Source organism: Tersicoccus mangrovi, assembly GCF_036881825.1.
Lineage (GTDB): Bacteria > Actinomycetota > Actinomycetes > Actinomycetales > Micrococcaceae > Tersicoccus > Tersicoccus mangrovi.
Window position 1 is genome coordinate 383,860 of sequence record NZ_JBAJMW010000001.1, and the last position, 14,267, is coordinate 398,126.

13 protein-coding genes are annotated in these 14,267 nt (G+C 72.8%); 1 reads left to right on the forward strand and 12 read right to left on the reverse strand.

Going from position 1 to position 14,267, the window contains the following annotated elements:
• Positions 1-2 precede the first annotated feature (2 nt).
• From V6N00_RS01900 to paaA, 10 genes are all read right to left on the reverse strand, one after another.
• Positions 3-1,721, reverse strand: a complete 1,719-nt coding sequence (locus V6N00_RS01900; RefSeq protein WP_334230367.1) for an HAD-IIIA family hydrolase — start codon at positions 1,719-1,721, stop codon at positions 3-5.
• Positions 1,718-3,355: a carbamoyltransferase family protein gene (locus V6N00_RS01905; RefSeq protein WP_334230368.1), complete on the reverse strand. Its 1,638-nt coding sequence runs from the start codon at positions 3,353-3,355 to the stop codon at positions 1,718-1,720. The genes V6N00_RS01900 and V6N00_RS01905 overlap by 4 nt, the downstream gene beginning before the upstream one ends.
• Before the next feature lie 90 nt (positions 3,356-3,445).
• Positions 3,446-4,549, reverse strand: coding sequence for a zinc-binding dehydrogenase (locus tag V6N00_RS01910; protein WP_334230369.1), 1,104 nt, complete (start codon positions 4,547-4,549; stop codon positions 3,446-3,448).
• Positions 4,550-4,655: 106 nt separating this feature from the next.
• Entirely contained in the window at positions 4,656-5,543 is an 888-nt protein-coding gene (locus V6N00_RS01915) for a polysaccharide pyruvyl transferase family protein (RefSeq protein ID WP_334230370.1), read from the reverse strand.
• Positions 5,544-5,621: 78 nt separating this feature from the next.
• On the reverse strand, positions 5,622-6,389 hold the full coding sequence (locus V6N00_RS01920; RefSeq protein ID WP_334230371.1) for an enoyl-CoA hydratase/isomerase family protein: 768 nt from the start codon (positions 6,387-6,389) through the stop codon (positions 5,622-5,624).
• 44 nt (positions 6,390-6,433) lie between these two features.
• Positions 6,434-7,630: a 1,2-phenylacetyl-CoA epoxidase subunit PaaE gene (gene paaE / locus V6N00_RS01925; RefSeq protein ID WP_334230372.1), complete on the reverse strand. Its 1,197-nt coding sequence runs from the start codon at positions 7,628-7,630 to the stop codon at positions 6,434-6,436.
• Positions 7,631-8,149 (reverse strand): 1,2-phenylacetyl-CoA epoxidase subunit PaaD, encoded by a 519-nt coding sequence (gene paaD, locus V6N00_RS01930; protein WP_334230739.1) that lies wholly within the window; start codon positions 8,147-8,149, stop codon positions 7,631-7,633. It lies immediately after the preceding gene.
• Positions 8,150-8,160: 11 nt separating this feature from the next.
• The gene (gene paaC, locus V6N00_RS01935) at positions 8,161-8,985 is read right to left on the reverse strand and encodes a 1,2-phenylacetyl-CoA epoxidase subunit PaaC (RefSeq protein WP_334230373.1); all 825 of its coding nucleotides are present in this window, start codon (positions 8,983-8,985) and stop codon (positions 8,161-8,163) included.
• 81 nt (positions 8,986-9,066) lie between these two features.
• Complete coding sequence (gene paaB / locus V6N00_RS01940) at positions 9,067-9,399, reverse strand: 1,2-phenylacetyl-CoA epoxidase subunit PaaB (RefSeq protein ID WP_334230374.1); 333 nt, start codon at positions 9,397-9,399, stop codon at positions 9,067-9,069.
• 2 nt (positions 9,400-9,401) lie between these two features.
• A complete protein-coding gene (gene paaA, locus V6N00_RS01945) occupies positions 9,402-10,409 on the reverse strand; it encodes a 1,2-phenylacetyl-CoA epoxidase subunit PaaA (RefSeq protein WP_334230375.1) in 1,008 nt (335 codons plus the stop codon).
• Between the two features lie 226 nt (positions 10,410-10,635).
• On the opposite strand from paaA, the gene V6N00_RS01950 reads away from it, so the two are divergent.
• Complete coding sequence (locus V6N00_RS01950) at positions 10,636-12,375, forward strand: phosphoenolpyruvate--protein phosphotransferase (protein WP_334230376.1); 1,740 nt, start codon at positions 10,636-10,638, stop codon at positions 12,373-12,375.
• Between the two features lie 453 nt (positions 12,376-12,828).
• On the opposite strand, the gene V6N00_RS01955 is transcribed toward V6N00_RS01950, so the two are convergent.
• Positions 12,829-13,632, reverse strand: coding sequence for a type IV toxin-antitoxin system AbiEi family antitoxin domain-containing protein (locus V6N00_RS01955; RefSeq protein ID WP_334230377.1), 804 nt, complete (start codon positions 13,630-13,632; stop codon positions 12,829-12,831).
• 326 nt (positions 13,633-13,958) lie between these two features.
• The gene (locus V6N00_RS01960) at positions 13,959-14,228 is read right to left on the reverse strand and encodes an HPr family phosphocarrier protein (RefSeq protein ID WP_076693404.1); all 270 of its coding nucleotides are present in this window, start codon (positions 14,226-14,228) and stop codon (positions 13,959-13,961) included.
• Positions 14,229-14,267: the final 39 nt, after the last annotated feature.

The following is a 14,267-nucleotide window of genomic DNA, read 5'->3' on the forward strand; positions in this document are numbered from 1 at the left end:
CGTCAGGCCCCCGCCCGCGCGGTCCTCGTCGCGGCGTCCTGCGTGGCGCCGGACTCCGGTGCAGCACCCAGCGCGTGCGTGACGGCGTCGAGCAGATCGCGGGCCACGCCGGGTGCGGCCGCGACCTCGGCGGGCAGGGTGACGTCGGTGGGCACGAGGATGCCGCGCGCGCCGGCGGCCTGTGCGGCCTCGACGTCGGCGCCGATGTCCCCGATCACCACGCACTCGGCCGGGTCGACGCCGAGGTCGGCGGCGGCGGCGAGGACGAGCCCGGGTCGCGGCTTGCGGCACGCGCACCCGGCCTCGGGCGCGTGCGGGCAGACACGCACGGTGTCCAGTCCGCCCACCAGCTCCGCGACACGCGCGTTGACCGCGTCCACCTGGTCCCGGGTCAGCAGGCCGCGGCCGATGCCGGACTGGTTGCTGACCAGCCCGACCGCCAGACCCGCGGCGCGGACGCGGCGGACCGCCTCGACGGCGCCGGGCATCAGCTCGACGCGCTCCGGGTCCCCGTTGTAGGGCACGTCGCGCACCAGGGTGCCGTCCCGGTCGACCAGGACGGCGCGCACGGGTCGCGGCCACGGACCGGTGCGCCGGTGGGCCAGGATGCCGCGCACGTGGTGGGCGACGGCGGCGGCGGGGATGGTGGCGCTGGTCAGGGCCATCCGCGTCAGTTCGTCGCGGTACCCGGGATCGCCGGGGCGCGGGCCGGGCGTCATCCGCAGCCGCAGGAACCGGCCGGTCAGCCCGGCCCAGGCCAGGGCGCCGGCCGCGAGGGTGACCAGACCGGCGCGGCGGGCGAGGGCGCGGCCGGCGGTCGGATCCGGTGCCGGCACCGTCCGGGCGATCGCCCCGCCGGCGAGTCCGTCGAGGGCGACGGCGGCGCCGAGCACCCCGATGGCGGCTGCGGCGACGGTCGCGAGGTGCCAGCGGAATCCGCCGGCGGGAGCGTCGGCACGGTCACGCCACTGCGGGCCGTGCAGCCGGCGCATCAGGGCGTCGTCGGCGTTGCCGGCCTGCACCCGGTGGCTGACCCACGCGTCGGCCGGCCGCACCGGGTGGAGGATGGTGCGTTCGCCCCGGCGCAGCGTCCAGCCGGCGTCGCGCACGCGCAGGGCGAGGTCGGCGTCCTCCCGGAAGGCGCGAGGGAAGCGTTCGTCGAAACCAGCGACCTGTGTGAGCGCGGAGACCCGGTAGGCCATGTCCGCGGTCGCCCAGTCGGCGTCCATCAGGGCCGCGGTGTTGCGCTCCCAGTCGGTGGGCCGGCGGTCCGCGGGCAGCGGGACGTGGATCCGGCCCTGCGTGGCGGCGTCGGCCGGTCCGCAGGCGGCGAGGTCGGCGGCGAGCCCCTCGGCCCATCCGGCGGGCAGTTCGACGTCGTCGTCGAGAAAGGCGATCCACGCGACGCCGGTGCGGGCAGCCACGCGCCAACCCCGGTTCCGGGCGGCGGCCGGGCCACGGCCGTGCCCCCGGACCACGGTCAGCGGCACGTCCGTGCCGTCGGCGGCGCGCACCGCGAACGACGGGGTGAGCGCCTCGACGTCGCCCCGCCGGTCGTCGACGACCACGACGGCGGCCGGGGCGGAAGGTGCCTCCGCGGCGCCGGCGAACTGCGCGGCGAGCGTGTCCAGCAACCGCTGCAGACTCGGGCGCCCGACCGACGGGATGACGACGGCGTACGAGGGCGCGGCGAACCGCGTCGTCGAGTCGGCCGCCGTCACGGGGCCGCCCGGAAGAGGTCGGTGCGGCGCACGAGGTGCGGGCCGAGGACGAGCGCCGCGACGGGCGCGGAACCGAAGAGCTCGAGCGCGTCGCGCGGGTCGTCGACCATGGGCCGGCCGGCGGTGTTCAGCGACGTGTTGACGACGACGGGCACCCCGGTGCGCTCGTCGAACGCACGCAGCAGGGCAGCGATCCCGGCGTTGTCCTCGTCGCTGACGGTCTGGATCCGCGCGGTGCCGTCCACGTGGGTGACGGTGGGGATCTTCTCCCGCCACGGCTCGGCGACGTCGTGCACGAAGAGCATGTACGGGCTCGGAATGGGCCCGCCGCTGAAGATCTCGCTCGCGCGGTCGGCCAGCACCATGGGCGCCACGGGACGGAACTGTTCGCGGCCCTTGACGTCGTTGAGCCGCTCGAGGTTCTCCGCGTGGATCGGGTTGGCGATGAGCGAGCGGCGGCCGAGCGCCCGCGGCCCGAACTCGCTGCGCCCGTCGAACCAGGCGACGACGCCGTTGCCGGCGAGCACGTCGGCCACCTCCCCGGCCAGGTCGTCCGGCGTCGTGAACGGGACCTGCGCGGTGGTCAGCCAGCCGGCCAGCTCGTCGTCGGTCCAGCTGCGCCCGAGCGCGGCGGTCGGGGCGGGCACGATCGTGTCGCCGCCCTCGGCGGCCAGGTGCAGCGCGGCGCCGAGCGCGGTGCCGGAGTCCCCGGCGGCGGGCTGGACCCACACGTCGTCGAACGGCGACTCCCGCCAGATCCGCGAGTTGGCCACACAGTTCAGCGCGGTGCCGCCGGCCATCGTGAGATACCGGTCCCCGGTCTGGCCGTGCAGCCAGGTGGCCAGGTCCACGAGCGTCTCCTCCACGACGGCCTGGACGGAGGCGGCGAGGTCGGCGTGGTCGCCGCCCCACGTGCCGTCGTCGATGCGCGCCGGCGCGAACCGCGTCCAGTCGGGGGCCTGCGCCCGGAAGCCGCCGTCGCCGGTGGCGTGGACGATCTCGCGCAGGTCGTCGAGGAACCGCGGCGTCCCGTAGGAGGCCAGGGCCATGACCTTGAACTCGTCGCTGGACCGCTCGAAGCCGAGGTGCCCGGTCAGCGACTCGTAGAGCAGGCCGAGCGAGTCCGGCAGCTCCTGGCGGTACAGGATCTCGAGCTTGCCGTTCTCGTACCGGCCGGCCAGGTGGGAGTGGGCCTCACCGCGGCCGTCGACGACGAGCACGCTGCCCGTCGGGTACGGGCCGGCCAACCCCGAGGACGCCGCGTGGGCCACGTGGTGCTGGACGAAGTGGACCGTGTCGGCGCGCAGGCCTGGCAGCGACTCGGCGAGGAAGCCGGGAGCACGCCGGGCGTAGTCGACGCGGATCGGGTCGTACGGATCGTCCGGCATGTGCGCGGCGATCGCCGGATCGAACGAGTACCCGACCGCGTCGAGGTCCTCCGGCCGCAGCCCGGCCTCGCGCAGCACCCACCGCATCGCCTGCTCGGGCAGCTCCCACGCCGAGAACGGCACGGGCCGCTTCCCGTGCTTGCGCCGGGAGAACCGCTCCTCCTCCGCGGCGGCGACCACGTGTCCGTCGATGACCAGGGCAGCCGCGGGATCGTGGAAGATCGCGTTGACACCGAGAACCTTCATGGTCCGCAGTGTACTGATTATCAGACGGCTGCATAACCGCTTCCGGAGGCGTTTGTCCGATTGGACAAGTGCTCCGGGATGTGCCGGGTCTCAGGTCGTCAGGGTCACGACGGCACGTCCGCGGATCCTGCGGTCGGCGAGATCGCGGTAGGCCTGCCCGGCGTCGGCGAACGCGTACCGATCGGTCACGAGGTCGTCGAGCCGGATGCGCCCGGAGGTCACGAGGTCGAGCACGGCGGGCATGTCGACGGAGGCCCGTGCCCCGAACGAGCCGAGGATCTGGATCTTCCGGCGCACGACGCGCGCGACGTCGAACTGAGCCTCCACGCCCACCGGGGCGATGCCGACGAGCACCACCCGGCCGCCGTCGTCGACGACGTCCACGGCGGTCCGCACGGTCGGCGCACTGCCGAAGGCCTCGAAGGCGACGTCGACACCGTGGCCGTCGGTGAGGCCGCGGACCGCCTCGAGGGCGTCCTCGGTGCGGGAGTTGACGGTGTCCGTCGCGCCCACCCGCCGGGCGAGGGCGAGCTTCTCGTCGTCGATGTCGATCGCGATCACGCGCGAGGCGCCGTGCGCGACCGCCATCTGGATGATGTTCAGGCCGATGCCGCCCGCGGCGACGACGGCCACCGTGTCCCCCTCGGTCACCTTCCCGACGTTGTGCACCGCGCCGTAGCTGGTGAAGACGCTGCACCCCAGGACGGCGGCCGCATCCAGCGGGATCTCCTCGGGCAGCCGGAAGACGGCCGTGGCGGGCACGACCGCGTGCTCGGCGAGCCCGGCCATCGAGTACATGGCCACGGGGCTGCCGTCCTCGGCCGAGAGCCGGGAGGAGCCGTCGTAGAGCTGGCCCCTGAGCCGGTTCTTCGCGAAGAACGTCTCGCACAGGTCCTCCCGCCCGCGGTCGCACTGGCGGCAGGACCCGCACGGCATGATGAAGCTGCAGACCACCCGGTCCCCCACCTCGAGGCCCGTGACGCCCTCGCCGAGGGACTCGACCCAGCCGGAGATCTCGTGGCCGAGCACGCACGGCGTCGGGAACGCGACCTCGCCCTTGATCACGTGCAGGTCGGTGTGGCACACACCGCAGGCCGCGACCCGGACGCCCACCTCCCCCGCCTTCGGCGGATCCAGGAGGACGTCGCCCTCCCGCAGATCGCTGCCGACGGTGTCCAGGACGTGTGCGCGCATGCCGCCTCCTTGCGTAGCTGATGGTCAGGACCACTGTTCCCGATCACGCTGCCCACGTCGAGAGGGCCGTGCGACGAGGCACGATGCGTCCGGCGCCGCAGCAGCGTCAGGCCAGCGCGGCGAGCAGCCGGTCCAGCTGGTCCTGCCCGCTCAGCGGCCAGTCCCGCCGCTCGCGCGCGGCGTCACGGCCGGCCTCGGAGAGGCACCAGGCGAGGTTGGCCTCGAACGCCGCGGCGCCGGCGTCCTCCGCGGTGACGAGGGCGGGCCACTCCCAGGCGCGGGCCTGCGCGGTGACCTTGCCGCCGCCCGCGACGGGGTCGATCGCGAGCACCGGCACCCCCTGGCGCAGCGCGAGGGCGAGGCCGTGCATGCGCATGGTGACGACGGCGTCCACCCGGCCGAGCACCGCGTCGACCTGCGCCGGGCTGGAGGGCAGCCGCCAGTCGCGCGGGTCGAGGCGGGTGTCCAGCGGCAGCAGCGCCGCGTCAACGCCACGGAGCCAGCCCGTGAGCGCGGCAGTGACGTCGTCGTGGCGGCGGGCGCCCCCGTACTCGCCCTGCTCGCCCGTCAGGTACACCCCGAGGACGGGCACGTGCCCGGAGCCGGGGGCGATCCGGGCGGCGAGGTCGCGGTGCGGGTCCGCGCCGGGGGCGTCGCGGGCGATGACGGTGTGGAAGCCCGCGGTCACCGGGTCGTCGTGGTCGAGGACACTGACGCCGACGGCGATGCGGGTCGCGTGGGCGAAGGCCTCGTGCAGGTCGGCGATCGGGGTTCCCGTGGCCGGCCCGCAGCAGAACACCAGGTGGGAGTAGGCCTGCGGGTCGGCGTCGGTCAGGGCGAGGCCGCCCGCGGGACGCATGACGGCGCTCCAGGCGACGTCATGGTCGATGCCGGCGGATCCCAGCGCCTCGGTCACGGCGCGCATGGCGAGGACGTCGCCGGCGGTCGCCTCGCCGTGCTCGACGCTGGACCAACCGACCACGAGTGCACGCATGGTCCCGAGCGTATCGACGCAGGCGGGCCGTCGCAGTGAGTCCCGTCTCGTCGGCCCTCCCCGGCGGAGGACCGCCGCTCAGCCGTGAAAGACGGGCGTGCGCTTCTGCTGGAAGGCGGAGAAGCCCTCGGCGTAGTCGGCGGTACGGCAGAGGTCGCCCTGGGCCGTGTTCTCGGCGGTGATCGAGTCCCACAGGCCGAGCCGCTCGTCACGGATCTGCGCCACCAGCGCCTTCGACGCCCGGAACGCGCCGGTGGCCCCGGCGGCGACCTTCGCGACGGTCACGCGCGTCGTCTCGAGCAGTTCGTCCGCGGGCATCGCGCGGCTGAACAGTCCGGAGGCGACGGCGTCGGCGCCGCTCATCAGCTCGGCGGTGTAGATCAGATCCAGGGTCCGGTGGGCACCCAGCCGCTCGGTGAACAGCCAGTGCCCGCCCGAGTCCAGGGTTGCGCCGAGGTTGGCGAACGGCGAGCCGATCTTCGCGGTATCCGCGACGTAGACCACGTCGGTCGCGACGAGCAGCCCGAGGCCGACGCCGAGCGCCGCGCCCTGCACCGCGGCGAAGGTGGGGGCCGGGAAGGCGCTCATCTCGCGCAGCACGGGCGTGACGACGTCGGCGAGATAGCCCAGCGCGTCGTCGGTGGCCGGCTGGACGCCGGAGATGTCCCTGCCGGCGCAGAAGCCGCGGCCCTCACCGCGCAGCAGGAGGGCGCGCACGTTCGCGGCGGCCGCGTCGGCGTAGGCCTGCCGCAGCTCCCCCAGCGCCGTCTCGTCCAGGGCGTTCATCTTCTGCGGTGCGTTCAGCACCACCTCGGCGACGTCGTCGGCGATGGACAGCTCGATCACGGGCGCACTCCTGCGGGTCGAAGGGGTCGGGTCACCGGGCGTGGTCAGGCGTCGTAGTCGACGGTGACCGTGTCCGACGTGGGCCGGGACTGGCAGGTGAGCACGTAGCCGCGCTCCACCTCGTCGGCCTCGAGGGCGTAGTTCTCGTCCATGTCGACGGTGCCGGAGACGACCTTGGCCCGGCACGTGCCGCAGACCCCGCCCGCGCAGGCGAACGGCACGTCGCCGCGCACGCGCAGGGCGGCGTTGAGGATGGTCTCCCGCGCGCTGCGCGGGCTCTTGACCGCGCCGTGCAGGCCGTCGAGGTTGAACTCGATCTCGTAGTTCTCACCCGTCGGGTCCTCGACCACGGGCCGACCCGCGTTCGCGTCGGGTCCGCTCTCGGGCCGCCCGGTGGTGAACAGTTCGAAGCGGACCTTCTCGGCGGCCACGCCCCGCTCGGCGAGGGTGTCCCGGGCGAGCTGGACGAGCTCGAACGGCCCGCACAGGAACCACTCGTCCACCACGGGGGTCCGGATCACCGAGTCGACGAGGGTGGTCAGCTTCTCGGCGTCGATGCGGCCGGTCAGCAGCGGGGAGATGCGCTGTTCGCGGGAGAGGACGTGGTGCAGGGCGAGCCGGGTCGGGTACCGGTCCTTCAGGTCGGCCAGTTCCTCGAGGAACATGACGTCCTGCGCGGCCCGGTTCGCGTACACCAGGTCGAAGCTCGCCTGCGGGTTGGCCGCGAGCACGGCCCGGGCGATCGCGATGACGGGGGTGATGCCGGAACCGGCGGCGATGCCGACGTAGGCGGCGCGGCCGGCGTCGGCCACCTCCGCGCCGATCGCCTCGGGGTCGTTCAGGCCGGTCAGGGCGTGCTGGGAGATGAACGCGCCCTGCGGGCTCATCACCTCCAGGGTGTCACCGGCCGTCAGCTCGCTCGTGGCCCAGGTGGAGAACACGCCACCGAGGTCGCGCTTGATGCCGACCTTGATGCGGGAGCTGCCGTCGTCGAACGTGGCCGGCTCGGCGCATATCGAGTAGCTGCGGCGCACCTCGCGGCCGTCGATGTCGGCGCGCAGGGCCACGTACTGGCCGGGCACGTAGTCGTACTGCGCGGCCAGGTCCGCCGGGACCGCGAAGGTCACCTCGACGGCGTCGGCGGTCAGCCGGCGCACCTCGCTGACGGTGAGCGGGTGGAAGGACGCCCGCTTCCTGTTCTTTCCACCTTCGGCGGGGATATTCTCGGTCGTCGCCGTCATCTACAGCACCTTGAAGTAGTCGAAGGGTTCCTGGCAGTCGTTGCAGACGTAGAGGGCCTTGCAGGACGTGGAGCCGAAGCGGGTGATCTCCCGGGTCCGCAAGGAGGAGCAGCGTGGGCACTTGACGCTGAGGGCGAGCCGGATGGGGCCGGACGCGGCGGCGCGGCCCGACGGCGGGGCGATGCCGTACTCGGTGAGCTTGGCCTTGCCGTCCTCGCTCATCCAGTCGGTGGTCCAGGCGGGGCTGAGGGAGAAGTCGACGCGCACGTCCCGGTAGCCGTTCGCGGTCAGCGCGGTCACGACGTCGTCGCGGATGGTGTCCATCGCGGGGCAGCCGGAGTAGGTCGGGGTGATGGTGACGCGGGCAGTGCCCCCGTCGCCGGTCGTCGTGTCGAATCCGGCGTCGCGCAGGATGCCGAGGTCCTCGATGGTCAGCACGGGGATCTCCGGGTCGCACACGGTGGCGGCGATGTCCCAGACGCGGCGGTCGGCGTCGGTCGTCATGGCGTCGTTCTCCATCGTCGCGGCGCTCACCAGGTTGCTCCGGGGTGCTTGCGGGCCAGCGACTGCATCTCGGCCAGGATGTAGCCGAGCTGCTCGTGGGGCTCGCCGCGGCGGCCGCCGGTGCTGCTGGGCTGCACGTCCGGCACGGTCAGCTCGGCTTGAGCGAAGACGGCGGCGATGTCGGCGTCGAAGCCGGCGCGCAACTCGGACGGGCGGACGGCGACGCCGTCGAGCTCGCTGTTCTCGATCAGGGCGTCGTCCTCGAACAGCTCGTCGACGTAGGGCCAGACGACGGTCAGGCCGTGCTCGAGCCGACGGCGGGACTCGTCGGTGCCGAGCGCCAGGCGCAGCACCCACTGCGCGGCGTGGTCGCGGTGGTAGTCGACCTCCTTGAGCGCCTTGGCGGCGATCGCGGCGAGCGTCGTGTCCGTCGAGGCGGCGAGCCGCGTGTAGAGGCCGTGCTGGTAGCAGGCGATGACGAGCTGCCGGGCGATGGTCTGCCCGAAGTCCCCGTTCTCCAGCGCCACGATCCAGGCGTTGCGGAACTCCTCCTCGTCCCGGAAGTAGGCCAGGTCGTCCTCGGTCTTTCCCCACGCGCTCCCGGCGTAGGTGAGGAAGGAGCGGGCGTGCCCGATCTGGTCGAGGGCGATGTTGGCCAGGGCCATGTCCTCCTCCAGCTCGGGCGCCCGGGAGATCCACCAGCCCAGGCGCTGGGCGAGGATCAGGGCGTCGTCGCCCAGGCGCAGCGCGTACTGGGCGACGAGCTCGGGGGCGGTGGCACCGGAGGCGGCGATGTCCTCGGGGGTGAGGGCGTCGCCGACGGAGATCCGGGTGGCGGAGTCGTTGGACATGCGGGTTCCTCGGTGTCGGTGGGGCAGGCAGCTCGGTGGCGCAGGCAGCTCGGTGGATGCACTCGGTGAGCGCACCCCGGGTCAGAGGTGCTTCACGCCCTCGCTGCGCGTGTAGTAGGTGGCGTGCCGGTAGGCCTTGCCGGCCGCGGACTCGAAGAAGGCGCCCTTGGCGTCCGGGTCCGAGGCGGTGATGGCGTCGGCGGGCACGACCCACACGGAGGTGCCCTCGTTGCGGCGGGTGTACAGGTCCCGGCCGTTGCGAACCGCCATGGTGGCGTCCGGGGCGTGCAGGGAGCCGGCGTGGACGTGCGACAGGCCGCGGGACGGCCGGACGAATACCTCCCAGAGGGGCCACTCCCGGGTGTCCTGCTGCTCGGCGCCGTTCGCCTGAGCGGCGTCGTTCTGCTGCGACATGCTCAGGCTCCGATCAGCTCGGTCGACTGGCGACCCTCGGTGCGGGCCGCGTAGGCCTTCGCGGCCTCGCGGACCCAGGCGCCGTCCTCGTGGGCGGCACGACGACGCTCGAGCCGCTGGGTGTTGCAGGGCCCGCGCCCGGCGATCACCTCGGTGAACTCGTGCCAGTCGAGCTCGCCGAAGTCGTAGTGGCCGCGCTCCTCGTTCCACTTCAGGTCCGGGTCGGGCAGCGTCAGGCCGAGCACCTCGGCCTGCGGGACGATCATGTCGACGAAGCGCTGCCGCAGCTCGTCGTTGCTGAAGCGCTTGACGTTCCACTGCATGGACTGCACCGAGTTCGGCGAGTCGCCGTCCGGCGGGCCGAACATCATCAGGGCCGGCGCGTAGGTCCGGTTGACGGCGTCCTGCGCCATCTGCTTCTGCGCCGGGGTGCCGTTCGAGAGCTCGAGCAGGATCTCGAAGCCCTGCCGCTGGTGGAAGGACTCCTCCTTGCACACGCGCACCATGGCCCGGCCATAGGGGCCGTAGGAGGCCCGGCACAGGGGCACCTGGTTGCAGATCGCGGCGCCGTCGACGAGCCAGCCGATCGCGCCCATGTCCGCCCAGGTGCGGGCCGGGTAGTTGAAGATCGACGAGTACTTCGCCTTGCCGTCGATGAGCTGCTGCATCATCTCGTCGCGGGTGGTGCCCAGCGTCTCGGCGGCCGAGTAGAGGTAGAGCCCGTGGCCGGCCTCGTCCTGGACCTTGGCCATGAGGATGGCCTTGCGCTTGAGCGAGGGAGCCCGGGTGATCCAGTTTCCTTCGGGCTGCATGCCGATGATCTCGGAGTGGGCGTGCTGGGAGATCTGCCGGGTCAGGCTCTTCCGGTACTTCTCCGGCATCCAGTCCCTCGGCTCGACGCGCGAGTCGGCCGCGATGATGCGGTCGAACGCCGCCTGGCCCTCGACGTCGACGTCGACCGTCGCGTGGTCGGGAACGGCGCGCAGCGTCTGATCTGCTGGGGCAGCCATGGTCATCACCTCGTGGTCGCAGTGTCGGCGGTCGGAGCGGGTCGGTGGAGCCGAATCGAATTACCGACCGTTCGTTCAGAATATGCGTGACGTGCGCGACCGTCAAGGTCGCCGATCCCCGCGCACGACCCCGGACGGCCCCGGGCCGCCTCCCGGCCGACGTGCCCCGAGCAGGGGCGCCCGTCTAGGATGAACGGACCATGCCAGCCAGCGCGGAGGGACTCTCATGAATCAGGTGTCCGGAGTCGGTGTCAGTGCCGGACGAGTGGTCGGGACCGTGCTGAAGATGGCCCCGCCCGTGGCCGCGCCGCCCGAGGGTGAGCGCCTGGCCCCGGGTACGGACGCCGCCGCCGAGGCCGCGCGCATCAAGGACGCCGCCGGCGTCGTCAAGGCGAAGCTGCAGGAGCGCGCCGCCGCCGCGACCGGGGACTCGAAGAAGGTGCTCGAGGCGACCGCGATGATGGCGGCCGACCCCGCGCTGACGAAGGACGCCGCGAAGCGCGTCACCGACGGCGGATCCAGTGCGCCCCGCGCCGTCTGGGACGCGGCCGAGAAGGTCGCGGACATGCTCAAGGGCCTCGGCGGCTACATGGCCGAGCGCGCCAACGACATCTACGACGTCCGCAGCCGGATCGTCGCGGAACTGCGCGGCGAGCAGCCCCCTGGAGTGCCGACATCGAGCACCCCGTTCGTCCTCGTCGCCGTCGACCTGGCGCCGGCGGACACCGCGACCCTGGACCCGGCCCTCGTGCAGGCGCTGGTGACCAGCGAGGGCGGCCCCCAGTCCCACACCGCGATCCTCGCCCGCCAGCTCGGCCTGCCCGCCATCGTCGCCGCCCACGGGGCGGATGCGATCGCCGAGGGCACCGAGGTGTTCGTCGACGGCGCGGCCGGCACCGTCTCGCTCGAGGTGGGCGACACCGAGCGGCAGTATGCGGCCACGTGGGCCGAGCGTGCCGCCAACCCGAGCGTCTTCAACGGCGTCGGCAAGCTCTCCGACGGCTTCTCCGTCCCGCTGCTGGCCAACATCGGCAACGCGAAGGACGCGAAGAAGGCCGCGGCCGCCAACGCCGAGGGCGTCGGCCTGTTCCGCACCGAGTTCCTCTTCCTCGATCAGGCGGACGAACCGCCCGTGGACGTGCAGGTCAAGCAGTACACCGACGTCTTCGCGGAGTTCCCGGGCAAGAAGGTGGTCATCCGCACGCTCGACGCCGGCGCGGACAAGCCGCTGCCGTTCGTCACCGACGACACCGAGCCCAACCCGGCTCTGGGTGTGCGCGGCTACCGCACCTCCTGGCACTACCCCGACGTGCTGACCAACCAGCTGAGGGCGATCGCGCAGGCGGCGGACGCCAGCGAGGCGGACGTGTGGGTCATGGCGCCGATGATCGCCACCGCGGCCGAGTCCTCCGACTTCGCGCAGCAGTGCATGGCGGCCGGCATCAAGCGTCCCGGCATCATGATCGAGATCCCGGCCGCGGCGCTGACGTCGGACCGGCTGCTCACGGACGCGACGTTTGCCAGCATCGGCACGAACGACCTGACGCAGTACACGATGGCGGCCGACCGGCAGCTCGGTTCCCTGGCCGAGCTGAACGACCCGTGGCAGCCGGGCCTGCTCGCCCTGGTCAAGGCGTCGGTCGACGGCGCGACGCGGGCGGGACAGCAGGTCTCCGGCGACGCCACGGCGCCGGACGAGCACCACCACGGCGACCCGGCCCGCCCGGTCGGCGTGTGCGGGGAGGCCGCGGGCGACCCGGCCCTCGCCGTCGTCCTCGTCGGGCTCGGCGTGAGCACCCTGTCCATGACGCCGCGCAGCCTGGCGAACGTCGCGGAGATCCTCGCGTCGGTGTCGAAGGCGGACACGACGCGCATCGCCGAGCTCGCCCTCTCGGCTCCGTCGGCGGCCGAGGCGAAGGCCCGCGTCCGGGAGCAGATCCCCCTGCTGGAGGAACTGGGCCTGTAGAAGCCGGGCAGCCAGAACGCCGCGTGGCCGGTACCCGTGGGGTACCGGCCACGCGCGTCTCTGGGCCGGCCCGGCACCCCGTCCCGCGACTCGCCGGCACCCGTTCGGGAAATGACGCCATATCCCCGGCGACGTTGGTGTGTCCCGGGATGGGCTCGACGTGGAGCAGAAGAGCACTCGGTTCGGCAGGTCTCGCTCCGGAAGGCCGAAAGGCCGGGCGGCCGCCACGGATGACACTGCGGGCACCGTCCGCGGGAACGGACGCGGGAACGGACACAGCCATTACCCCGTCCCACGACATGCGGCACCCGTTCGGGATATGGCGCCATATCCCGGTCGACGTCGGCGAGTCACGGGATCGGGTGGTGTCACGGTCTCGCCGTCGGCTCGAGGTCCCGCGGCACACCGCGCCCAACCGGGATGGACCAGGACACGGCCCGAGGGACGGTGCGCTCAGGAGACCCGGTGGCGGCGGACGGCGTCGCCCACCAGCCGCACGAAGACCTCGGGCTCGTACATCACCATCTCGAACGGCACGCTCAGCAACGGCAGTCCCCGGACGGTCAGCAGGTTCCATCGACGCCGGTCGTTGCGGTAGGACTGCCGATCGCTGTGGAACCCGGCGCCGTCCACTTCGACGTAGAGGACGCCGTTGACGAGGAAGTCGTAACGACCGCCACCGGGCACCACGACCTGGCAGTGCACATGGAAGCCCGCTTTCGTCAGCCGGTACCGGCCGACGGTCTCGAGAATGGACGCGCTGGCGGGATTCACCTGATCGACCACCTGCCGTTCGCGAGAACTGCGGGCATCGCCGACCAACAGGCGCAGATGGTCCCAACTCACGCGCCGTTGCACGACGGCCGACTCGACGATGGCGAGGGCCTCCAGCTCCGGGAGGCAGCGGCAGCACTGCCGAAGCAGGTCGACCAGCGACTGATCGCGGGTGACGCGATGGACGACGCACCCGGGCATGGCCGTCGTCCGGAGGACGCCGACGTGCGGACGCTCCGGCTCGGCGAGCACCCACAGGCCGAGGGCGCGAGCCCGGCTCACGCAGGTGAGGCGACCGCCCGCAAGGCGAAGGGCGACGACGGCGGGATCAGCTCCGGGCAGGGCATAGACACCATGGCCGGCCGACGCCAGGGCCCCGTCCTTCACCAGGAGGGCGATCCCCGCTGCTGAGAGGCCGATCTCCCGTAGTTCACGCCACCGGACGACACCGCCGTGCCGGCGCCCCAGTTCCCTTACGTCCATGACCGCCAGCGTGCGCCGTCGTTGCGGGCCCGGCCGGGCATCTGGCATCGCGTGTGGACGACTCGACGGTCCAGCCGAGCTGGGGAGGGAGAAGGACGCCCCGCGTCGGAGCCGGTCCCGGACCCTGCCGGGCGCGGAATGGACCCAGTTGACGGCGCTCGACCCCATCCCGCGACACGCCGTACGGGTTCAGGACATGGCGCCATATCCCAATTGAACCCGGCGTGTCCCGGGACCGGGTGCGGCGAGAGCGCGAACGAGACCCCCACAGACGCCGTATGGCCGGCACCCCGAGGGGTACCGGCCATACGTGTTCGGGACGGAGATTACTCCGCGTCGAGGTCCCGGCTCAGCACGGCGACCAAGGCGTCGAGGGACTCGTCGGCCCCGTCGCCCTCGGCCCGCAGCGTGACCTCTTCGCCGTGCTCGGCGCCGAGGGTCATGAGCGAGAGGATGCTGGCCGCGGGCACCGCTTCGACGCCGGGCTTCTCGATGGTCACTTCCGCCGGCTGCTCACCGGCGGCCTGGGCGAAGATCGCCGCGGGGCGGGCGTGCAGTCCGGACGAGCTGGCGATCTTGACGGAACGCTCGGGCATGGGTCTACCTCCGTGGTCGGGATTACTGGGGAAATCTGG